Genomic DNA, 21,865 nt, shown 5'->3' on the forward strand with positions numbered 1-21,865 from the left:
CGGCAACCGGCACGTCCTTCCAGGCAAAACCTTCCTTCGACAGATCCTGCTTCAAAACGTTCAGCGCCGCTGCCTCGCCGCCAGACGTCCACCAGTGCAGCATCTGAACTTCTTTTACGTCAGCTGCCTGGGCGCCACCGAGGCCAGCCATCATCACGACGGCAATCGCCGCCGAGCTCAAAAACTTGCGCATGAATTTCCTCCCATTTGAAAATCGGCGGCGGGCCCTCCCTGCCGCCCGATGTTTTCCGCCGTTGCAGCGGTCGACATACGGCCGCGCTCCTCCGCGCGGTTGATAATTTAAAACGTTATAAGCGTGTAGTCGTCAAGCCCTTTCTCGACTCCCGAGAAAAATATGGTTATTTCACTATATATCTGATTTAGTTTGCTAAATTTTAAACAACTAACAAACCGTTAAAATTTAAAACGTTTTCATTCGTTGATTGCACCCTGGACTCATCATGTTATTGTATCCGCAATTCCAGCATGGAAAGCCCAGAGTGACCGAACCGTCCCGGCCGCAACGCGGCGAAAATCTCGAGATCACCCATAAGCGCAGCAAGCCGACCTTGCGAACGATCGCCACGATTGCCGGCCTTGCGGTGACGACAGTGTCACGGGCGCTCTCCGATGCGCCGCAGATTTCGCTGGAAACCCGCCAACGCGTCCACCGTATCGCCCGCGAGATCGGCTATCTCCCTGATCGGGCCGCGCAGCGTCTGAAGACAGGCCGTACCAATGTCATCGCCATCCTGCTCGATTCGCACGAGGAGGTCGTCGGTTTCAGCACCTCGATCATGTACGGTATCGCCAAGGCGCTGAAAGAAACCTCCTATCATCTCGTCGTCGCCCCGAACTTCCTGTCGACGACCGATGTCGAGGCGGCCGAATACATTATCCGCAACCACCTTGCCGACGGGCTGATCTTCACCCGAACCGAACCGCTCGACGCCCGCGTTCGCCTGCTGCTCGAAACCGGCTTTCCCTTCATCTGTCATGGCCGCACCGAATTTTCGACGCCGCATCCTTATGTCGACTACGACAATTTCACCTTTGCCTATGAGGCGACGCGCCGGCTGATCGCCAAGGAGCGCAGAAAGGTGGCGGTGATCCTGCCGCCGAAACGGCTGACCTTCTGCCAGCATATCCTGCACGGCTTCATGACCGCGGTGCGCGAGGCAGGCATCGCCTACGAGATCCCCGAAGCGGTCGATCTCGATACGCCGGCGGACGTGCTGCGCGATTTCATCTGCAGCCGCGCCGTCGCCGCGGATGCTCCCGAAGGGTTCATCTGTCCCGGCGAAGTCTCGGCTCTCGCCGTCATCAGCGGCATGAGCGACGCCGGCCGGACGCTCGCTGTCGATTACGATATCGTCGCCAAGGAAACGTCTCGCCTTCTTACCCAGCTGCAGCCGAAGGTCGATACGATTCACGAGGATCTCACAGCGGCCGGCGAGGATCTGGGGCGCATGCTGCTGCAGCGCATCAACAATTCCGATGCCCAGGATCTGCACCTGCTGCTGCCGCCGCAGATCAACTTTCCGATCGGCTAAACCCAACTCTGAAGCCTGGCGTCTTAAAACTATTTCCCTGACGCGTGATTTGCCCTAAAAGCACGCCGTAATCCGGTCGCAGCCCACCCGGTCAAAACAAGGGAATCCAAAATATGAAGACCATCGTCGTCTGCTCCGGCGGACTCGACTCCGTTTCGCTTGCGCACAAGATAGCAGCGGAAGAACAGCTTATCGGCCTCGTCTCCTTCGACTACGGCCAGCGCCATCGCAAGGAACTCGACTTCGCCGCGCGGTGCGCGGAACGCCTTGCCGTTCCCCATCATGTCATCGACATCGCAGCCATCGGCGGCCATCTCAGCGGATCGGCCCTGACCGACGATATCGAGGTTCCGGATGGCCACTATGCCGAGGAGAGCATGAAGGCCACTGTCGTGCCGAACCGCAATGCCATCATGCTGGCCATCGCATTCGGCTTAGCGGCCGCGCAGAAGGCAGATGCCGTTGCTGTTGCCGTGCATGGCGGCGACCACTTCATTTACCCCGACTGCCGCCCGGGCTTCATCGACGCCTTCCAGCGCATGCAGAACGAAGCGCTGGAAGGTTATGCCAGCGTCAAACTGCTTGCACCTTATGTCAACGTTTCCAAAGCGGCGATCGTGACCGACGGCGGGAAACACGGCACACCCTTTGCGGAAACCTGGTCTTGCTACAAAGGCGGCAGCCTCCATTGCGGCCGCTGCGGAACCTGCGTGGAACGCCGCGAAGCTTTCCATCTTGCCGGCGTGCCCGATCCGACGGAATACGACGACGATGACTTCTGGAAAGCGGCCGTGTCGCAATATTCCGCCACGGAGGTGCGTTGATGTACCGCATCACCAAGGAGTTTCATCTCTCCGCCTCGCACCAGCTGGATCACCTGCCTGCCGACCATCAATGTGCCAGGCTCCACGGCCACAACTACGTAGTGGTCGTCGAACTCGCCGCCGAAAACCTGAATGATGACGGCTTCGTTCGCGACTATCACGACCTTTCGCCGCTCAAGCGCTATATCGACGAAGCCCTCGATCATCGACATCTGAACGAGGTCTTCGGCCATTCGAAAGTCACCTCCGAATTCCTGGCCAGGCATTTTTACGACTGGTGCAAACAGCGCTTCCCCGAGACATCGTCGGTGCGCGTCAGCGAGACGCCGAAGACGTGGGCGGAGTACAGGCCGTGAGCGGCGAGATCATCCGTGTCAGCGAGATCTTCGGCCCGACCATACAGGGCGAAGGCCAGTTGATCGGGGTGCCGACGGTGTTCGTCAGGACAGGCGGCTGCGACTACCGCTGCTCCTGGTGTGACAGTCTTCACGCGGTCGACAGCACGTTCCGGGATCAGTGGAGTGCCATGTCCGCCGAGGCGATCTGGCAGGAGGTCACGAAGCTCTCCGGAGGCAGGCCGCTGACGATTTCCCTTTCCGGAGGCAACCCGGCGATTCAGCCACTGGGGCCATTGATCGAGCTCGGCCATTCCCGAGGATACCGTTTCGCGCTGGAAACGCAGGGAAGCGTAGCGCGGGACTGGTTTCGCGATCTCGACATGCTGGTCTTGAGCCCCAAGCCGCCATCAAGCGGAATGTCGACCGATTGGGAGCAGGTGGACGACTGTATTCGGCTCGCCGCCGGCGGGCCGGAGATCACATTGAAGATCGTCGTCTTCGACGATACCGACTACCTCTTCGCGCAACAGGTGGGCGAGCGCTATCCCGATATTCCCTTGTTCCTTCAGCCGGGCAACCATACGCCGCCACCGCCCGATGATGACGACGCACGCGTCGATATCGACGGCGTGATGGATCGGATGCACTGGCTCATCGAGAAAGTGACGGCTGACCGGTGGTTTTCAATCCGCGTGCTGCCGCAACTGCATGTGCTGCTTTGGGGAAACAAACGGGGGGTATGAGCCTGCCTGCGCTATCCCTCCGGAAAGGCGAAGACATCGACAGGCTCGCCGAGCCCGCGTAGCGGGAAGGTGCCGAGGCTGTCCATATCTTTCGCGCAGCCCGCCATTTCGATGAAGGCCCGCGACAGCAGCACCGGGCGCTTGACCTCCTTGGTCAAGCTTTCCAGCCGCGAAGCAATATTGACCGCCGGCCCGATAACGGTGAAATCCAGCCGTCGGCGGGAGCCGATATTGCCATACATGACGTCGCCGACATGGACGCCGACACCGTAGCGCAGCGGTTCGCGCCCCATGCGAATATGCTCCTCGTTCAATTCAGCCATCGCCGCCTGCCCCTCGCGGATCGCCTGCAGCAGATCGAGGCAGGCCGCCTCCTTGGCGAGAGGGAAGATCGCCAGCAATCCGTCTCCCATGAACTTCAGAATCTCGCCGCCATACCGTTCGACCGGGTCCGAGATCGCATCGAAATAATCGTTCAGCAGATGGATGACGTCATCACGCGGCCAGAGATCGGAGATCGCCGTAAAATCGCGCAGATCGCAGATCATGATCGCCGCGCCGACGGTGGCGCCACTGCCGCGCGTCGTCACGCCCGACAGGATCTGCTCGCTCGCATGCGGCCCCACATAGGTCTGCAGCAGCGTGCGCGCCATGATGTTCTTCAGCCTGATTTCACTGACAAGCGTCAACGCCGGCAAGAGATCGCGCAGGAAATCGACGTGCTTACTCGCAAAACCGCCCGCCCGGCTGGTGGAAAACGTCACGACGTGCCGTTTGCCGAAAGTATGCTCGAGCGGCCAGGCGATATATTCGGTAAGGCCATCGTCATGCAGTTCCTGATAGAATGAATCGCCGTCGGTTATGCTTTCCAGCTGCCTGCGAACCTCCTCGGTACCCTGGTGGATCGCGTTGATGGGACTCGTCAGGAACTCCGGCGTGTTTTCGACGCCATAGGCGAATGTATCGATCTTCGCCTCCGCCAGTCCCTCCTTCCAGAGAATGCGGGCACCGATCCATTGCGGGTGGTTCACCCTGAAATGCAGCGTCGCCCGCGCCACCGGCACCCCAGCCGCCAGCAGCTTCCCGCACATCTGCACCAGGATATTGTCGATGAAGCGCTCCGCGCGCGTCTCGTTCACCAGCCAGTCGAGAATCCGTCTCCTGCGGATCGGCCAGACGCCTTCGTCCGCTTCGGCGGCAGTTCCGGCCTTGTTTGGAAAAGACGACATTAAAAACTCCGCTACGCCACATCATCGGCGAGGATCGACTTCATTTCCGCTGAATGTGGGCGATGGGGAAGCAAATGATAAGGGCCCGACTGCGATAAAGCCTCAGAAATCCCAGTCCTCGTCCTCGGTCGCGACAGCCTTGCCAATCACATAGGAGGAACCGGAGCCGGAGAAGAAGTCGTGGTTCTCGTCGGCATTCGGCGAAAGCGCCGAGAGGATCGCCGGATTGACCTTGCAGGCCTCGGCCGGGAAAAGCGCCTCGTAGCCGAGGTTCATCAGCGCCTTGTTGGCATTGTAATGCAGGAATTTCTTGACGTCCTCGGTCAGCCCGACTCCGTCATAGAGCGCTTCGGTATATCGAGCCTCGTTGTCGTAGAGTTCGAGCAGCAGGTCGAAGACGAAATCTTTGATCTCTTGCCGCCTCTCCTCGCTGAGCCGCTCCAGCCCGCGCTGGAACTTGTAGCCGATATAATAACCGTGCACCGCTTCGTCACGGATGATCAGCCGGATCATGTCGGCCGTGTTGGTGAGCTTGGCGCGGCTTGACCAGTACATCGGCAGGTAGAAGCCGGAGTAGAACAGAAAGCTTTCGAGGAAGACGCTGGCGACCTTCTTTTTCAACGGGTCGCCGGAGCGATACTGCTCCATGATCAGCGCCGATTTCCGTTGCAGAAATTCGTTTTCCTCCGACCAGCGATAGGCATCGTCGACATCGGGCGTCGAGCACAGCGTCGAAAAGATCGAGGAATAGGAGCGCGCATGCACCGCCTCCATGAACGAGACGTTGGAAAGCACCGCCTCCTCATGCGGCGTTGCCGCATCCTCCATTAGCCTGATGGAGCCGACGCCGTTCTGGATGGTGTCGAGCAGCGTCAGCCCGGTGAAGACCCGGATAGTGAGCTGCTGCTCGGCCGGCGTCAGCGTCGCCCAGGATGGAATGTCGTTGGAAAGCGGCACTTTCTCCGGCAGCCAGAAATTGCCGGTCAACCGGTTCCAGACTTCGAGATCCTTGTCGTCCTCGACCCGGTTCCAGTTGATGGCGCGCACGCGGGACGCCGGTTTGATTTGCATGTTCATGAAGTTTCCCGGTCGGTTAGAGCGTGCAGGAGACACAGCCCTGCACCTCGGTGCCGGACAGCGCCATCTGGCGAAGGCGGATGTAGTAGATCGTCTTGATGCCCTTCTTCCAGGCATGGATCTGCGCCTTGTTGATGTCGCGGGTCGTTGCCGTGTCGCGGAAGAATAAGGTCAGCGACAGGCCTTGATCGACATGCTGGGTCGCCGCCGCATAGGTGTCGACGATCTTCTCCGGCCCGATCTCATAGGCGTCCTGATAATAATCGAGATTGTCGTTGGTCATGAACGGCGCCGGATAATAGACGCGGCCGATCTTGCCTTCCTTGCGGATTTCGATCTTCGAGACGATCGGATGGATCGAAGAGGTCGAGTGGTTGATGTAGGAGATCGACCCTGTCGGCGGTACTGCCTGCAGATTCTGGTTATAGAGACCGGAAGTCATCACCGCCTTCTTGAGAGCCGCCCAGTCCTCCTGCGTCGGAATATCGATGCCGGCAGTTTCGAACAGCGTCCTAACTTTCTCCGTCGCTGGCTTCCATTCCTGGCTCGTATATTTGTCGAAATATTCGCCGGAGGCATATTTCGAATTTTCGAAGCCCTTGAAGCTCGTGCCGCGTTCGACCGCGAGGAGGTTCGAGGCGCGGATTGCGTGGTAGGTCACCGTATAGAAATAGATATTGGTGAAATCGACGCCTTCCTCTGAGCCGTAAAAGATGCGTTCGCGGGCGAGATAACCGTGCAGGTTCATCTGCCCGAGGCCGATCGCATGGCTCTCGTCATTGCCCTTTTCGATCGAGGGAACCGAGGAGATATGGCTCATGTCGGACACGGCCGTCAGCGCCCGGATCGAGGTCTCGATCGTCTTGCCGAAATTGGCGGAATCCATCGCCGCGGCGATGTTCAGCGAGCCGAGATTGCAGGAAATATCCTTGCCGAGATGCTTGTAGGAGAGGTCGTCATTGTAGTCGCTCGCCTCGCTCACCTGCAGAATCTCCGAGCAGAGATTGCTCATCGAAATGCGCCCGGCGATCGGGTTCGCCCGGTTCACCGTGTCCTCGAACATGAGGTAGGGATAACCGCTCTCGAACTGGATTTCGGCGATCACCTGAAAGAATTCGCGCGCCTTGATCTTCTTCTTGGCGATGCGGGCGTCTGCCACCATCTCCCGGTAGTTTTCCGTCACCGAAATCTCGGTGAAGGGCACGCCATAGACGCGCTCGACGTCATAGGGCGAGAACAGGTACATGTCCTCGTTATTCCTCGCGAGTTCGAAGGTGATGTCAGGCACGACGACGCCGAGCGACAGCGTCTTGATGCGGATCTTCTCGTCGGCATTTTCGCGCTTGGTGTCGAGAAAACGCATGATATCGGGGTGATGGGCGTTGAGATAGACCGCGCCCGCGCCCTGGCGCGCGCCCAGTTGATTGGCATAGGAGAAGCTGTCTTCGAGCAGCTTCATCACCGGAATGATGCCCGACGACTGGTTTTCGATCTGTTTGATCGGCGCGCCGGCCTCGCGGATGTTCGTCAAGGACAGCGCCACGCCGCCGCCGCGCTTCGACAGCTGCAGCGCCGAATTGATCGACCGGCCGATCGATTCCATATTGTCCTCGACGCGCAGCAGGAAGCAGGAGACGAGCTCGCCGCGCTGTTTCTTGCCGGCATTAAGGAAGGTCGGCGTCGCCGGCTGGAAACGGCCGGAAATGATCTCCTCGACCACGTCGCGGGCAAGTGCCTCGTGCCCACGCGCCAAGGCCAGCGCCACCATGCAGATACGATCTTCGTAGCGTTCGAGATAACGCTTTCCGTCGAAGGTCTTCAGCGTATAGCTGGTGTAATATTTGAAGGCGCCGAGGAAGGTCGGAAAGCGGAACTTCTTGGCATAGGCCTGGTCGAACAGGTCACGCACGAAATTGAAGGAATACTGGTCGAGAACCTCCTGCTCATAATAACCCTCGGTCACGAGGTAATCGAGCTTTTCCCGGAGATTGTGAAAGAACACCGTGTTCTGGTTCACATGCTGCAAAAAATACTGCTTCGCCGCCATGCGGTCCTTGTCGAGCTGGATCCTCCCCTCGTCGTCATAGAGGTTCAACATCGCGTTCAGCGCGTGGTAGTCGAGCGCTTCCGCCGCTTTCAAAGGGCGTTCGCCGGCGGGATGAGCAAAAGTGTTATGCGGTTTTGCGCCCGCATCCCGCGTCAGAGTTGTTCCCGTGTCCAAAATCGTTCCATTCCGTGTTTAACGTTGGCGACATCCGCTTCGGTGCCCAGCAGCTCGAACCTATAGAGGTACGGCACTTGGCATTTCTGTGAGATCACGTCGCCGGCGAGCCCATATGTCTCGCCGAAATTGCTGTTGCCCGCGGCGATCACGCCGCGGATGTGTCCTCGGCTCTCCGCATCGTTGAGGAAACGGATAACCTGCTTGGGAACGGCCCCCTTGCCCCCGTCGCCACTGTAGGTCGGCACAACAAGCACAAAGGGTTCACGGATACGGAATGCGTCTGCGGCACCTGTTGGAATGCGCGCCGCGCACATTCCAAGCTTGGCGACGAACCGATGGGTATTCTCGGACCGGCTGGAATAATAGACGATCAGCCCCATCGTTCGGCCTCGATCAGGAGAGCGCGCTGATCATGTCGGGACGGAAGCCGGCCCAATGCTGCTCGCCGGCGATGACGACGGGCGCCTGCATGTAGCCAAGGCTGCGGACGCGATCGAGCGCTTCGGCATCCTCGGAGATATCGACGATGTCATAAGCGACGCCCAGGCGGTCGAGGGCGCGGTAAGTGGCGGTACATTGGACGCAGGCCGGTTTGCTGTAGACGGTAATGGTCATGATATTCCTCGTGACGACGCGATTGGGACGCAGGGCATCGATCGGAAATCTCGCGATATCCGTCGAAACATTCTCTGATGGTTTGAACGATGCGGCCTGTTCAGCCGCCGGGCGTGATCCGCCCTCTGCTTAGCGCGGGTTGCGGCCTGAACTGAGATACTGACATGACTTCACCCCGAAGTGGCTCATGCGGAGGATCGAGCGGCCTTGCGAAACGCGACGCGGATATCATCCGCAGCCATGCAACGCGACCTTCCGGACTCCCCGCCCGTGGACGTTTTGTTCGAGGCAGGTCTCCTGGCTCACGGGTCAAAGCATCCTGCCCAGCCTTCCCGGAGCATTATGCTCCAGTGGCCTGAAATCGGACAGTTGCTCGCCGCTTACAGTTGCGGGGGCAGCTCCGGCATAGCCGCGCCATAATGGCGCAACGCACCGTATTCCCGTCTTAGCCTGCGATTCTCACGAATCGAAGGAACCTCGAACACTAGATATGGTACGCGAATCCAAATTCGCGTCAATGGATGGTTTGTGCATTGCGTTACGGCAGGTTTGAAATCACTGCATTCCTGTGAAAAACAGGGATAACGAAAGCTTAAGGAAAACAGGCGGTGGACAAGGCTCGAACGAAGAGAGCCGGTCTATGGCCGCTCTCAGTTTGATGACAAACCTCCCTCTCCGCCTCATCCTCGGCCTTGTGCCGCGGATCTACTGCCTATCGACCGGAGGCAGATGCCCGGGACAAGCCCGAGCATGACGAAAGAGGGGTTGGCGTCCGTTGTCAGCGGTCTACGGTGACCAGCGCCGCAAGGACGTTATCGGATGTTTACATCCTTACTCGAAGCAATCGCAGCGCGTTGATCGTCACCAGCACGGTGGCGCCGGTATCGGCGAGGATCGCCGGCCAGAGGCCGGTGATGCCGGCAATCGTCGTCACCAGGAACACCGCTTTCAGGCCGAGCGCGATGGTAATATTCTGCAGGATATTGCGCATCGTGCGTTTGGACAATTCGATCATCCTTGCCACGTCGCCGACGCGCCCGTGCAGCACGGCGGCATCCGCGGTCTCCAGCGCCACGTCGGTGCCGCCGCCCATGGCAATGCCGATATCGGCTGCGGCCAGCGCCGGCGCGTCGTTGATGCCGTCGCCGACCTTGGCGACGACGAAGCCCTCGCGCTTCAATTCGACGACGACCCGCTGCTTGTCCTCAGGCATCATCTCGCCGCGCCAGTCGATGCCGAGCATGCCGGCAACGGCTGCCGCCGTCCGCTTGTTGTCGCCTGTCAGCATCATCGCCTTGACGCCGGCTGATTTGAGCGTGGCAAGCCCGGCCTGCGCGTCCTCGCGCGGTTCGTCGCGCATGGCGATCAGCCCGGCCGCAACATTGTTGACCAGCAGCACCGAGACGCTCTTGCCCTCGTCGTTCAGGTCAGTGATGCGTGCCTCCTGTTCAGCACCGAGTGCGCCGCGTTCGCGGGCAGCGGGCGGCGACAAAAGATCCAGCGCCTCGCCGCCGGCTTTGCCGCTGACCCCCTTTCCCGGCAGCGCCTCCAGTTCGAAGGCCGGCGGCATGGGAACGCCGTCCGCCTTGGCGCGGTTGAGGATCGCCAGCGCCAGGGGATGGCTGGAGCCCTGCTCCAGCACCGCCGCGCGCGACAAGACTTGCGCCTCGCTCAATCCGAAAGAAATGATATCAGTCACCTGAGGTTTGCCTTCCGTCAGCGTGCCCGTCTTGTCGAAGGCGACCATCGTCACCTTGCCGAGCGTTTCCAGCACCGCGCCGCCCTTCATCAGCAGCCCGCGCCGCGCACCCGAAGAAAGCGAGGCGGCGATCGCCGCCGGCGTCGAGATGACAAGCGCGCAGGGGCAGCCGATCAAGAGGATGGCAAGGCCCTTATAGATCCATTCGCCCCACGACCCACCGAACAACAGCGGCGGAACGATCGCTACAAGTGCGGCGACCACCACCACGCCGGGCGTGTAATAGCGCGAGAACCGATCGATGAAGCGTTCGGTCGGCGCCTTCGATTCCTGCGCTTCCTCCACCAGCTTGACGATACGGGCGATGGTATTGTCGGCTGCGGCCGCGGTGACGCGAACCCTGAGCACCGCATCGCCATTCACGGTTCCGGCAAACACAACGGCATCGACGCCCTTGCGCACCGGCGTACTCTCGCCCGTCACCGGCGCCTCATCGATCGCGCTCTCGCCTGAAATGATAACGCCGTCCGCCGAGATACGATCGCCAGGACGCACCATGATAATCGCGCCGACGGCAAGGCTTTCCGCCGGCACCTCCCGCGTCTGGCCATTGTCTTCGAGCAGCGCGCTCTTCGGCACCAGGGCCGTCAGCGACTGGATGCTTTCGCGCGCCTTGCCCGCAGCCACCCCTTCCAGCAGTTCGCCGACGAGGAACAGGAACACGACAGTTGCCGCCTCTTCGCCTGCATTGATGATGACCGCGCCGACGGCGGCGATCGTCATCAGCATCTCGATCGAAAACGGCGTGCCGGAGAGAGCCGCCATGACGGCGCGCCGCGCGATCGGCACCAGCCCGACCAGCATGGCCACGATGAAGGCATAGGATGCGATCGCCGGCACCAGATGGTCGATAGCATAGGCAGCAACGAGTGCGGCACCCGAAAGGATGGTCAGCCGCCCCTTCTTGCTCTGCCACCAGGGACCGGTCATCGGCGCATGGTCGTGCCCATGCAGCCCCCCGATTTCCTTCTGGCCATGGTCGTGGTCATGATCGTGACCTGCGTGATCATGGCTGGCATGATCGTGATCTCCATGGTCATGGCCCGCATGATCGCCATGATCATGTCCGTGGTCGTGATGATCGTGTGCGCCGTGGCCTTTCGCCGGCGTCGTGCTTCCGGCAAAGGGCGAGACCGAATAGCCGAGCCCCGTCACCTTCTTCTCGATCGCCTTGAGATCGCTGTTGCCGTCGTGCCGGACGGTCATCGTTCCCGCCATCACCGAGACCGAAACATCGGCGACACCCGCCACGCGCCTGACGGCCGTGTCGATCTTGGTCGCGCAGGCGGCGCAATCCATACCGCCAACCCGGTATCGTGTCTCGTTCGTCTCAGCCATGAACCGCTTCCTTGTCAAACAGAAGCATCCCTCCTACATCCTCTAGCGGCTAGAGGTGCAAGAGGAAAATCATGAAAAAGATCACGATCGGCGAAGCTGCACGCCAAAGCGGCGTCAAGGTGCCGACGGTGCGCTATTATGAGAGCATCGGCCTGCTTGCGGCCCCGAGCCGCAGCGAAGGCAACCAGCGCTCCTTCGAGCCTGCCGATATCAACCGCCTCGCCTTCATCCGCCACGCCCGTGAATTGGGCTTCGAAATCGAGGCCATCCGCGCGCTGCTCACGCTGCAGGATGATCCGCACCAGTCCTGCGCCTCGGCCGATGCCATCGCCAAGGCCCGCCTTATTGAAGTCGAGCAACGCATCCGCAGCCTGATGGCTTTGAAGGCCGAACTGGAAACCATGGTGGAAGGCTGCGGCCACGGCCGCGTCGACCAATGCCGCGTCATCGAGGTTCTCGCCGATCACGGCCAGTGCACCCATCCGCACCACTGATTTCCATCCTTGCCGGCAAGGCGCGCCCGCGCCAAAACTGCACGCAGAAAGAATCAGGCGAAGACATCCATGAACCAGAAGCGGATCGCGATTATCGGTGGCGGCCCGGCCGGCCTTGCGGCTGCCGAGCTGCTTTCGCTGTCCGGCCATGCGGTGACGGTCTATGACGCCATGCCGACCTTCGCTCGCAAGTTCCTGCTGGCCGGAAAGTCGGGTCTCAACATCACCCATTCCGAGGACTATGGCCGTTTCACCACGCGCTTCGGTGCGGCAGCCGCCCGCCTGCGCCCCGCGCTTGATGCCTTTACCCCCGATGATATCAGAGATTGGGCAGCAGAGCTCGGGACAGAGACCTTCGTCGGCTCGTCCGGCCGGGTTTTTCCGAAGGTGATGAAGGCCTCTCCCTTGCTGCGTGCCTGGCTCAGGCGGCTGGAGACGCAAGGGACCACGCTTCGCACCCGCCACCGCTGGATCGGTTTTGCCGAAGAGGGTTTTGCCTTTGAAACGGCCGAGGGGCGGCGCATCGTCGATTGCGACGCGGCCCTGCTGGCGCTCGGCGGCGCAAGCTGGCCGCGCCTCGGCTCGGATGCGCGCTGGCAGCCCTGGCTATCGGAGCGGGGCGTTGATATCGACGCTTTTAAACCCGCCAATTGCGGCTTCGTCGTCGACTGGAGCGAAAGCTTCCGCGCACGTTTCGCCGGCGAGCCGGTAAAATCGGTCACCGCCACATCCGAAGCCGGTACCTTTCCCGGTGAATTCGTCATCACCACAAGCGGTATCGAGGGCAGCCTCGTTTATGCCAATGCCGCGGCACTGCGCGACCGACTGCAGAGCCACGGCGACGCCGCCCTGACACTCGATCTCGCACCGGGCCGAACGGCCGAAAGGCTGACCCGCGACCTGGCGCGGCAGGACGCCAAATCGAGTTTTTCAAACCGCCTGCGCAAGGGCGCGGGCCTCGACGGCGTCAAGGCGGCGCTGCTGCGGGAATTCACGCCGGAGTGTGACCGACGCGACCCCGAACGCCTGGCCGCTATGATCAAGGCCCTGCCGCTTCCGGTTCTCGAAACCCGGCCGATCGGCGAGGCGATCTCCTCGGCCGGCGGCATCCGCTGGAGCGGCATCGACGACAGCTATATGTTGAAGGGGCTGCCCGGCATCTTCGTCGCCGGCGAGATGCTCGACTGGGAGGCGCCGACCGGCGGCTATCTCCTCACTGCCTGCCTGGCGACCGGCCGGGCCGCGGCACGCGGCATCGAAGCCTGGCTGCAAGGCACTGGCGCTCGCCGGCACTGAGGCAGCAAACGAGCCCTTCCTTCGATCAGGCCGAGGCTGGATGAAATGTCATGACAAGGCCGTTCATGCAGTAGCGAAGCCCGGTTGGCTTCGGACCATCATCGAAGACATGGCCGAGATGGCCGCCACAACGGCCGCAATGGACTGCCGTTCGCGCCATGCCGAACGTCGTGTCGTTGGTGGTGCCGACGGCATGGTCGAGCGGTGCCCAAAAGCTCGGCCAGCCGGTGCCGCTGTCGAATTTGGTCGCCGAGGAAAAGAGCTTTTGGTCGCAGCCGGCACAGGCGAAATTGCCCTTCCGCTCCTCATGCAGCAGGGCGCTGGTGAAGGGAGCCTCCGTCCCCTCCTGACGCAGGATGACAAATTGATCCGGCGTCAGCAGCTTGCGCCATTCCTCCTCGGTGTGCGTCACCGCAAACGTCTCGCCGGCGATCGCCTTGCCGGCCCCCAAGCGAACCGTAAGCGCTCCGAAAGCGGCCCCCATCAGCAACAATCGTCTGTTTAACATGGTCGGGATCTCCTCGCCTTGCACATCTGTTTCTGCACAGGATTACGGGCGAGAGCGGTCTTTTGTTACACTCTCTGCGTCCAAACACCGAAATGTGATTCCGCCACCTTCGTCTGGAAAACCCGCACGCTGATGACCGTCAGGGCCGGCTGATTGCAAACCGGCCGCTTTTCCATCAGACTATGCTGAAGTTCCGTGGGAGGAGCAGATGCACGAACACTCAGCACACGCCGAGCATGTCTACACCTCTGCCCAGCGCGATTCCGCCGCGGCGAGTTCCCCCGTTGTCGCCTCCTGGCGGCGATGCATGACCATGCACCAGCTCGCTCCGGAGGACGAACGGGCGCCGCTGCGCGTTACCGATGAAGAATTCCGGCGTGCCCGCGAACAGTCCGGGCAACTGATCGCCAGCGCGACCGAAGAGCTCGATCGTCTCTTTACCACCGTTGGCAAGGCCGGTTGCTGCCTGCTTCTGACCGACAGGAACGGCATTGCATTGGAGCGTCGGGGTGCCGCTGGCGACGACAAGGAGTTCCACGAACTCGGCCTCTGGACCGGCTCCGTCTGGACCGAGGCGAGCATTGGCACCAACGGCATTGGCACCGCCCTTGCCGACGAGCGTGCCGTCGCCATCTTCCGCGATCAACATTTCTTCTGCGCAAATACCAGCCTCAGCTGCACGACGGCGCCGATCCGTGATCATCGTGGCCGGGTGGCCGCAGCCCTCGATATCTCCACCTGCCGTGAAGACGTCAACGAGATGACGTTGACGATCCTGACGCAGACCGTGCGCGATGCGGCAATGCGCATCGAGCTCAACCTCTTCCGCTCGGCCTTTCCCAGCGCCCGTTTCCTGATGGTCCCGGCCGGCGCCAATTCCGGCGCCGCCCTGCTTGCCGTCGACCGGCATGACCTCGTGCTCGGGGCAACACGCGCCGCCCGCATCGCGCTGCAGCTGGACGATAGGCGCATTGCGGCCGGCATTCCGGCCGCCGATGCCCTGCATGAGGCCGGCGTCTCGCAGCAGGAAGAGATCGTCGAAGCGGAAAAGGCAGCCCTGCTGCGGGCGTTGTCGCGCACCAGCGGAAACGTCTCGCAGGCGGCCGCCGCCCTCGGCATAAGCCGCGCCACCCTGCACCGGAAAATGAAGAAGTTCGACCTTCACTGACCAGCCGCCCGAAAGTTCCACCGATACCGTCGATCGCGACGCGACCTGTCGCATGTCTGCGACACTGTGCGGTGCGGTATTGAAGAGCCGCCCTGTTCCCTCCGCCAAAACATGCACATTTTCCTCCCACTGGTTCGCTTCGGAACCTGGTTCATCAAGGGAGGATGACATGCTTCATCAGAAAATCGTCGAGTCGCCGTTCAAGCTGAAATACGGCAACTATATCGGCGGCGAATGGCGCGAGCCCGTCGAAGGCAAATACTTCGAAAACCTCACGCCGGTCACCGGCGGCAAGCTCTGCGACATTCCCCGCTCCAATGAAAAGGACATCAATCTCGCACTCGACGCCGCTCATGCGGCAAAGGAAAAATGGGGCCGCACCTCGGTTGCAGAACGCTCCAATATCCTCATGAAGATCGCCCAGCGCATGGAAGATAAGCTGGAATTGCTTGCTCAGGCCGAGACCTGGGATAACGGAAAACCGATCCGCGAAACCATGGCGGCAGACATTCCACTGGCGATCGACCACTTCCGCTACTTCGCTTCCTGCATCCGCGCCCAGGAAGGTTCGATCGGTGAGATCGACCACGATACCGTCGCCTATCACTTCCACGAACCCCTCGGCGTCGTCGGCCAGATCATTCCCTGGAACTTCCCGATCCTGATGGCCACTTGGAAGCTCGCTCCGGCGCTGGCCGCCGGCAACTGCGTCGTACTGAAGCCTGCCGAGCAGACCCCGGCCTCGATCCTGGTCTGGGCCGAACTGGTCGGCGATCTCCTGCCGCCCGGCGTGCTCAACATCGTCAACGGCTTCGGCCTCGAAGCCGGCAAGCCGCTGGCGACCAGCCCGCGCGTCGCCAAAATCGCCTTCACCGGCGAGACGACCACCGGCCGGCTCATCATGCAATATGCCAGCCAGAACCTCATTCCGGTGACGCTGGAACTCGGCGGCAAATCGCCGAATATCTTCTTCGCCGATGTGATGGCCGAGGACGACGATTTCCTCGACAAGGCGCTCGAAGGGTTTGCGATGTTTGCCCTCAACCAGGGCGAAGTCTGCACCTGCCCAAGCCGCGCCCTCGTCCAGGAATCGATCTACGACCGCTTCATGGAAAAGGCCGTCAAACGCGTCGAGGCGATCAAGCAGGGCAACCCGCTCGACAGCGCGACGATGATCGGTGCCCAGGCTTCGACGGAGCAGCTGGAAAAGATCCTCGCTTATCTCGACATCGGCAGGCAGGAAGGCGCCGAGGTTCTGACCGGCGGCTCGCGCAACGACCTCGGTGGCGATCTGGCGAACGGCTATTACGTCAAGCCGACGATCTTCAAGGGCCACAACAAGATGCGTGTGTTCCAGGAGGAAATCTTCGGACCGGTGGTCTCGGTCACGACCTTCAAGAACGAGAAGGAGGCGCTTGAAATCGCCAACGACACGCTTTACGGCCTCGGCGCCGGCGTCTGGAGCCGAGACGCCAATCGATGCTACCGCTTCGGCCGCGAGATCCAGGCCGGCCGCGTCTGGACCAACTGCTACCATGCCTACCCGGCCCATGCCGCCTTCGGCGGCTACAAGCAGTCCGGCATCGGCCGTGAAACCCATAAGATGATGCTTGAGCATTATCAGCAGACCAAGAACATGCTGGTGAGCTACAGCCCGAAGGCGCTCGGTTTCTTCTGAGAAACTCGCATGGTGAGAGGGAGGGTCAAAACCCCTCCCCAACCCTTGTGGGGAGGGGTTGGGGAGGGGACTTCTTCCTCCCGAAACTTTTGGAGGAAAACCGATGGAAACCACCGTCAACGGCGAACCGCGTGTTCTCGCAACCGACGCCGCTCTCGACTTGATCGCAGAGATCAAACGGGATCATTCCGATATTCTCTTCCACCAGTCCGGCGGCTGCTGCGACGGCTCGTCGCCGATGTGTTATCCCGCCAATGAATTCATGATCGGCGACAGCGACGTCAAACTCGGCGAGATCGGCGGCGTGCCGGTCTATATCAGTGCCAGCCAGTTCGAGGCCTGGAAGCATACGCAACTGATCATCGACGTCGTTCCCGGCCGCGGCGGCATGTTCTCGCTCGACAACGGTCGCGAGAAACGCTTCCTCACTCGCTCCCGCCTCTTCGGCGGCGGCGAGACCTGCGCCGTCCCTGATGTGACGGTCAAGGCGGTCTGACGCATGTCGCCCCGAAGTGTGCAGCGGTTCCGGGATAACGACATGCATAAAAACAAAGGACTAAAGCGCGCCGCATGAATCAAATTTGATGCGACGCGCTTTAGGGAATTTCGGCTGTAGTATTCCCATAGTACCTTCTGCACGCCGCTCTTTGTTAATCTCCGGCCGTTGGTTTCAAAGGAGGATGCGATGCCAGCTTCAAAAATCCTGATGATCACCGGTGATTTCACCGAAGATTACGAAACGATGGTGCCGTTCCAGACGCTGCTCGCCTGCGGCTACACGGTCGACGCCGTCTGCCCCGGCAAGAAGGCGGGCGAGACGGTCGCCACCGCCATTCATGATTTCGAAGGCGACCAGACCTACTCCGAAAAACGCGGCCATAATTTTGCGCTGAACGCCACTTTCGACAGCGTGCGGGCCGAAGATTACGATGCCCTCGTCATCCCCGGCGGCCGCGCGCCGGAATATCTGCGCCTCAATGCCGACGTCATTAAAGCGGTCCGGCACTTCTTCGATGCCGGAAAACCCGTTGCCGCCATCTGTCATGGCGCGCAGCTGCTCGCTGCCGCCGGCGTTTTGAAGGGCCGCACCTGCTCGGCCTATCCCGCCTGCCGGCCGGAAGTCGAGCTTGCCGGCGGCACCTACGCCGATATCTCAATCACCGATGCGGTCTCGGACGGGAACCTGGTCACGGCGCCGGCCTGGCCGGCACATCCGTCGTGGCTGCGCCAGTTCATGGCGGTGCTCGACGCGGCAGCGCTGCTCGAAACCAACGCCGCCTGAGGAGGGCGGCACCGGGAGGACGACATGTGCGAATTGTTCATCAAGGCGGATGCGCGGCTCTGGGAAAGCACCACCCGGTCGCTGCGCATCGACGGCATGGTCACCAGCGTCAGGCTGGAGAACTTCTTCTGGTCGAAGCTCGAGGAAGTCGCCCGGCGCGACGGCATGAATGTCGTCCAGCTGATCACCCGGCTGCATCATGAATCGATCGATGCCGGCCATGATCTTGGAAACTTCACCTCCTTCCTGCGCGTCTGCTGCGCCCGCTATCTCGACCTGCAGCTCACCGGCGACATCCCGGCCGATGTCACCCGCCCGATTTCCGGCCTTGACGCGCCCGAGATTCTCGGTCGCGAACGGACGAAGTATCACTGACGGCCGACCCGACGAAACCGTTGAGCAATGACGGCGGAACTGCCTGCGGATAGCGCCGAGGGTAGATGTCTGACCGTGTCGCGGCTGCGTGGGCTTGCCTTGCCGCGCAGCCTGGATCAACAATGCGCGCCATCAAGGACCGGCAGGAGATCGATTGCCATGAACGACCAGAAAGCCGTGATCGTTACGGGAGCCGGCGGCAACCTCGGCAGCGCCGTTGTCCGTGAGCTCGCCGCCGGCGGCGCAAAACTCGTCTGCATGAACCGCTCCAGCCAGGAGCTGGAAGCCTTGGCCGGCGACCTGCCCGCCTCCACCGAGTTTCTATCGATCGCGGGAACGGATCTCACCGATTATGCCTCCTGCGCGGCCGCTGTCGCCCGGGCCGTCAAGCACTTCGGCGGCGTCAGCGCCTTGGTCAACACCGTCGGCGGTTTCCGGATGGGACCGGTCGGGCCGGACGCCCCTGCGCAGTGGGAGACGATGATGACCGCGAACGCCCGCACCGCGCTGACGATCAGCGCCGCGGTTCTCCCGACGATGAAGGCATCGGGCTACGGTCGCATCGTGCATGTTGCTGCCGCACCCGGCCTGAAGGCCGGCGCCAATCAGGCCGCTTACGCCGCCTCGAAAGCCGCCGTCATCCGGCTGACGGAAGCGATCGCCGCCGAAAGCCGCGACGACCGCATCACCGCCAACTGCATTTTGCCCGGGACAATCGACACGCCCGAGAATCGCGCCGCCATGCCCAATGCGAAAACGGACGGCTGGGTATCGCCGCAATCGATCGCCCGTCTTATCGCCTTCCTGATTTCGCCGGCCGCAGCCGTCGTCACCGGCGCGGCGATCCCCGCAACCGGCCGCGAATGACGGAAGCGGTGGTGTGATCGGCCGCCGCAAGGCGCTGCGGCCGCCAGCGTCGACATTTCACCGAACCTCGCCTTGGCCTTGCGTTTTCGCGACTGTTCCTTGCCGCGATCAGTGGGTGATAAAACGACGAAGACCTGCAAGTTTTGCTCAGTGACATACGATCTTGCTTGAGGTTCGGTTCGCCTTAAGGCAGCCTCATTTCCGCTTGGCTCAGGTGGCAGGCAGGAGACAGCGGGCGGACACGATGGTGTTGATGATCGCATTGCGACGGCATTTGCCAGAAGGCGGGTGGTTTCGATGACGGACGATCCCGGATTGCGTGCCGTCAGCGCCACCAGCCTGGTGCGCGAGGAATGGTTCCTGGGCGTCAGCGTCGCGACGAGCTTCGTATTTCTTGCTTTCCAGGAGCAGCTCTTCGGCCAGCTTTCCGATCCGCTTTGGTTCACTGTCGTTTTCGGTTGGCTGTTTGCGGTCGTGCTCGGCTCCGCTCTGTCGGTCGTGCGGCACGCAGACCACCTGGCGGAGCGGCTGAAGGAGCCTTACGGCACACTCATTCTAACACTTGCCATCACCTCGATCGAGGTGATGGCAATATCAGCCGTCATGCTTCACGGCGAAAACAATCCCACACTGGCGCGCGACACGTTGTTTGCTGTCGTGATGATCATCCTGAACGGCATGGTCGGCCTGTCGTTGCTGCTGGGTGCGTGGCGGCGACCGGAACAACAGCATAACCTGCAGGGCGCCAACGCCTATCTCGGCGTGATCGTGCCGCTGGCGACATTGAGCCTGGTCATGCCGACATTTCTTGCAGATCCGGACGGGCAGCATCCATCGGCACCGAGGCAACTGATACTGGGTGTCATATCGGTCGGCCTTTATGCCACATTTCTGTTTCTTCAAGCCGGCCGCCATCGGGACTATTTCTCTGACGAAAGCAACCCTCACGAGCTGCGCGGCGAGCGTGTGCCTCGCCACGGACCGGTCTGGCCACATGCCATTCTGCTTTTCGCCTATATGGGTCCCGTCGTCTTCCTGGTCGAACAGCTTGCGCGGCCGATCGATTACATTATCGAAACCCTGCATGCTCCAACCGCATTTGGCGGTGTTGTGATGGCCATCCTTGTCGCAACGCCTGAGGCGATAAGCGCAGTGCGTGCGTCCATCGCCAACAATCTTCAGCGCTCCGTCAACATCTTCCTTGGTTCGGTATTGTCGACGATCGGGCTGACCGTGCCGGCGATGCTAGTGATCAGCCGTCTTTACGGGCACCCGGTCACCCTCGGCCTGGAACACGGAGATCTGGTGATGCTGCTGCTCACCCTTGCCGTCAGCATCATTACCTTTGCCAGCGGCCGCACGCATCTCATGCAAGGTGCGGTCCACCTTGTACTTTTCCTGGCTTACGTGCTGCTCATTTTCCAGCAATGATCTCCGATCAGCGCGAGAACAACAAAGTAAAGAGTTCCACGCTCTGCCTGTCTTCCGCTATGGTGACAGTAATGAATGCACCACTTGCAAGCCTCACGGCGCTTGCAAGCTTGACGTGACGGAGACCGGGACTTGAGCTCACTGTTGCTTGGCGGGCTTGTATTTGTTTTTCTGTCGGTGGCGACATCGATAGGATTGCTGGCGCGCGACCGTTTGCCGGATCATCACCTCAATGCTGAATCCAAGGATGCCATCAGGCTGGCGACCGCGGTGGTAGGAACGCTGTCGGCCTTGGCACTCGGCCTCCTGATCGCATCCGCCAAGACGACATACGACAATGCCGAAGTGGAAATGAGAACGGCGGCGGCACGGGTGCTCCTGCTTGACCGCGTCATGGCCCAGTACGGGCCGGAAACAGACATGGCGCGGCAATTGCTGCGTGAATTGATCGAGAAACGCCTGGGCCGCGGCTGGTCGGCCGAGACCACCGACGAGGCATCCGGCAAGGCGCTGGGAGAATATCAGGATATCGAGGCGGTTCAGGGCGATCTTCGATCCCTCTCGCCGAAGGATGCCGTACAGCGTTCGCTGCAGGTGCGCGCTCTTGATGTGAGCGGCATGGTGGCCGAGACCCACTGGCTGCTGGTCGAATCCGGTAAAGAGGGTTTGCCCTGGGCTTTCCTCGCTGTGCTCGTCTGCTGGCTCTCGCTGCTTTTTGCGACCTTCGGGCTGCAGGCGCCGGCCAACCTGACCGTGCTGTCGATTCTGCTGGTTTGCGCCCTGTCCGTCGCGGGCGCGGTCTTCCTGATTTCGGACATGGCCAATCCCTATGTCGGGCTGATCCGTGTTTCCGATGCCCCCTTGCAGTCCACCATCGAACGGCTGGGAAAACCATAGCCATCGCGTGGCGTCCGCGAACGACTCCGACATGATTCAATTGTGCCCCAGCAGCTATTGCAATTTGCAGCAATGCCGCGACATAATATCACATGCCCGGAACTTTTCGGAGAAGGTCGTCTCCGCCGAGGCACGCATGAAGACTGGGGCTCGTAAACATCGGGGCGGC

The 21,865-nt window shown here is 61.1% G+C and carries 21 protein-coding genes, 1 pseudogene and 1 riboswitch; of the genes and pseudogenes, 14 read left to right on the top strand and 8 right to left on the bottom strand.

Annotation, left to right across the window (positions count from 1 at the left end; all coding sequences use genetic code 11):
- A pseudogene (locus tag HJB84_RS32705) lies at window positions 1-193 on the bottom strand (sugar ABC transporter substrate-binding protein); the annotation flags it as partial.
- 307 nt (window positions 194-500) lie between these two features.
- Here HJB84_RS32705 and HJB84_RS32710 point away from each other — a divergent pair.
- The 4 genes from HJB84_RS32710 to queE all read left to right on the top strand — a co-directional run bounded on the left by HJB84_RS32710 (window position 501) and on the right by queE (window position 3,458).
- On the top strand, window positions 501-1,553 hold the full coding sequence (locus HJB84_RS32710) for a LacI family transcriptional regulator (RefSeq protein WP_221117907.1): 1,053 nt from the start codon (window positions 501-503) through the stop codon (window positions 1,551-1,553).
- Window positions 1,554-1,666: 113 nt separating this feature from the next.
- Window positions 1,667-2,377, top strand: coding sequence for a 7-cyano-7-deazaguanine synthase QueC (gene queC, locus HJB84_RS32715; protein ID WP_207581920.1), 711 nt, complete (start codon window positions 1,667-1,669; stop codon window positions 2,375-2,377).
- On the top strand, window positions 2,377-2,733 hold the full coding sequence (gene queD, locus HJB84_RS32720) for a 6-carboxytetrahydropterin synthase QueD (RefSeq protein WP_207581921.1): 357 nt from the start codon (window positions 2,377-2,379) through the stop codon (window positions 2,731-2,733). Before queC ends, queD begins: the two co-directional genes overlap by 1 nt.
- Window positions 2,730-3,458 carry a 7-carboxy-7-deazaguanine synthase QueE gene (gene queE, locus HJB84_RS32725; RefSeq protein WP_221117908.1) on the top strand — a complete coding sequence of 243 codons (729 nt, stop codon included), beginning with the start codon at window positions 2,730-2,732 and terminating at the stop codon, window positions 3,456-3,458. Before queD ends, queE begins: the two co-directional genes overlap by 4 nt.
- 11 nt (window positions 3,459-3,469) lie before the next feature.
- On the opposite strand, the gene HJB84_RS32730 is transcribed toward queE, so the two are convergent.
- From HJB84_RS32730 to HJB84_RS32755, 6 genes are all read right to left on the bottom strand, one after another.
- Window positions 3,470-4,687 carry an adenylate/guanylate cyclase domain-containing protein gene (locus HJB84_RS32730; protein ID WP_207581923.1) on the bottom strand — a complete coding sequence of 406 codons (1,218 nt, stop codon included), beginning with the start codon at window positions 4,685-4,687 and terminating at the stop codon, window positions 3,470-3,472.
- A 102-nt stretch (window positions 4,688-4,789) separates the two neighbouring features.
- Window positions 4,790-5,764, bottom strand: coding sequence for a class 1b ribonucleoside-diphosphate reductase subunit beta (nrdF, locus tag HJB84_RS32735; RefSeq protein WP_207581924.1), 975 nt, complete (start codon window positions 5,762-5,764; stop codon window positions 4,790-4,792).
- A 16-nt stretch (window positions 5,765-5,780) separates the two neighbouring features.
- On the bottom strand, window positions 5,781-7,985 hold the full coding sequence (nrdE, locus tag HJB84_RS32740) for a class 1b ribonucleoside-diphosphate reductase subunit alpha (protein ID WP_221117909.1): 2,205 nt from the start codon (window positions 7,983-7,985) through the stop codon (window positions 5,781-5,783).
- Entirely contained in the window at window positions 7,964-8,368 is a 405-nt protein-coding gene (gene nrdI / locus HJB84_RS32745) for a class Ib ribonucleoside-diphosphate reductase assembly flavoprotein NrdI (RefSeq protein WP_207581926.1), read from the bottom strand. The genes nrdE and nrdI overlap by 22 nt, the downstream gene beginning before the upstream one ends.
- A 13-nt stretch (window positions 8,369-8,381) precedes the next feature.
- Window positions 8,382-8,603 (bottom strand): glutaredoxin-like protein NrdH, encoded by a 222-nt coding sequence (gene nrdH / locus HJB84_RS32750; RefSeq protein ID WP_007631990.1) that lies wholly within the window; start codon window positions 8,601-8,603, stop codon window positions 8,382-8,384.
- A 269-nt stretch (window positions 8,604-8,872) separates the two neighbouring features.
- Window positions 8,873-9,098: riboswitch (cobalamin riboswitch) on the bottom strand.
- A gap of 328 nt (window positions 9,099-9,426) precedes the next feature.
- On the bottom strand, window positions 9,427-11,700 hold the full coding sequence (locus tag HJB84_RS32755) for a heavy metal translocating P-type ATPase (protein ID WP_221117910.1): 2,274 nt from the start codon (window positions 11,698-11,700) through the stop codon (window positions 9,427-9,429).
- A gap of 71 nt (window positions 11,701-11,771) precedes the next feature.
- On the opposite strand from HJB84_RS32755, the gene HJB84_RS32760 reads away from it, so the two are divergent.
- Together HJB84_RS32760 and HJB84_RS32765 are read left to right on the top strand one after the other, a co-directional pair.
- Entirely contained in the window at window positions 11,772-12,194 is a 423-nt protein-coding gene (locus tag HJB84_RS32760; protein ID WP_207581928.1) for a helix-turn-helix domain-containing protein, read from the top strand.
- Window positions 12,195-12,263: 69 nt separating this feature from the next.
- Window positions 12,264-13,490, top strand: a complete 1,227-nt coding sequence (locus HJB84_RS32765) for a TIGR03862 family flavoprotein (protein ID WP_221117911.1) — start codon at window positions 12,264-12,266, stop codon at window positions 13,488-13,490.
- Window positions 13,491-13,515: 25 nt separating this feature from the next.
- Here HJB84_RS32765 and msrB read toward each other — a convergent pair whose 3' ends face one another.
- Window positions 13,516-13,998, bottom strand: a complete 483-nt coding sequence (msrB, locus tag HJB84_RS32770; RefSeq protein WP_221117912.1) for a peptide-methionine (R)-S-oxide reductase MsrB — start codon at window positions 13,996-13,998, stop codon at window positions 13,516-13,518.
- A gap of 208 nt (window positions 13,999-14,206) precedes the next feature.
- On the opposite strand from msrB, the gene HJB84_RS32775 reads away from it, so the two are divergent.
- From HJB84_RS32775 to HJB84_RS32810, 8 genes are all read left to right on the top strand, one after another.
- Window positions 14,207-15,166, top strand: a complete 960-nt coding sequence (locus tag HJB84_RS32775; protein WP_221117913.1) for a helix-turn-helix domain-containing protein — start codon at window positions 14,207-14,209, stop codon at window positions 15,164-15,166.
- A gap of 169 nt (window positions 15,167-15,335) precedes the next feature.
- Window positions 15,336-16,844 (top strand): aldehyde dehydrogenase, encoded by a 1,509-nt coding sequence (adh, locus tag HJB84_RS32780; RefSeq protein ID WP_207581932.1) that lies wholly within the window; start codon window positions 15,336-15,338, stop codon window positions 16,842-16,844.
- A 103-nt stretch (window positions 16,845-16,947) separates the two neighbouring features.
- Window positions 16,948-17,340, top strand: coding sequence for a DUF779 domain-containing protein (locus HJB84_RS32785; protein WP_221117914.1), 393 nt, complete (start codon window positions 16,948-16,950; stop codon window positions 17,338-17,340).
- 189 nt (window positions 17,341-17,529) lie between these two features.
- The gene (locus tag HJB84_RS32790; RefSeq protein ID WP_164016307.1) at window positions 17,530-18,126 is read left to right on the top strand and encodes a DJ-1/PfpI family protein; all 597 of its coding nucleotides are present in this window, start codon (window positions 17,530-17,532) and stop codon (window positions 18,124-18,126) included.
- 24 nt (window positions 18,127-18,150) lie between these two features.
- Window positions 18,151-18,501: a ribbon-helix-helix domain-containing protein gene (locus tag HJB84_RS32795; protein WP_007631975.1), complete on the top strand. Its 351-nt coding sequence runs from the start codon at window positions 18,151-18,153 to the stop codon at window positions 18,499-18,501.
- Window positions 18,502-18,660: 159 nt separating this feature from the next.
- Window positions 18,661-19,368 (top strand): SDR family NAD(P)-dependent oxidoreductase, encoded by a 708-nt coding sequence (locus HJB84_RS32800; protein WP_007631973.1) that lies wholly within the window; start codon window positions 18,661-18,663, stop codon window positions 19,366-19,368.
- A gap of 297 nt (window positions 19,369-19,665) precedes the next feature.
- Entirely contained in the window at window positions 19,666-20,799 is a 1,134-nt protein-coding gene (locus HJB84_RS32805) for a calcium:proton antiporter (protein WP_207581936.1), read from the top strand.
- A gap of 132 nt (window positions 20,800-20,931) precedes the next feature.
- Window positions 20,932-21,696 (top strand): DUF4239 domain-containing protein, encoded by a 765-nt coding sequence (locus HJB84_RS32810; RefSeq protein ID WP_207581937.1) that lies wholly within the window; start codon window positions 20,932-20,934, stop codon window positions 21,694-21,696.
- The last annotated feature ends 169 nt before the right edge of the window (window positions 21,697-21,865 follow it).

The sequence above is a fragment of the Rhizobium sp. NZLR1b genome (assembly GCF_019685155.1).
Classification (GTDB): Bacteria; Pseudomonadota; Alphaproteobacteria; order Rhizobiales; family Rhizobiaceae; genus Rhizobium.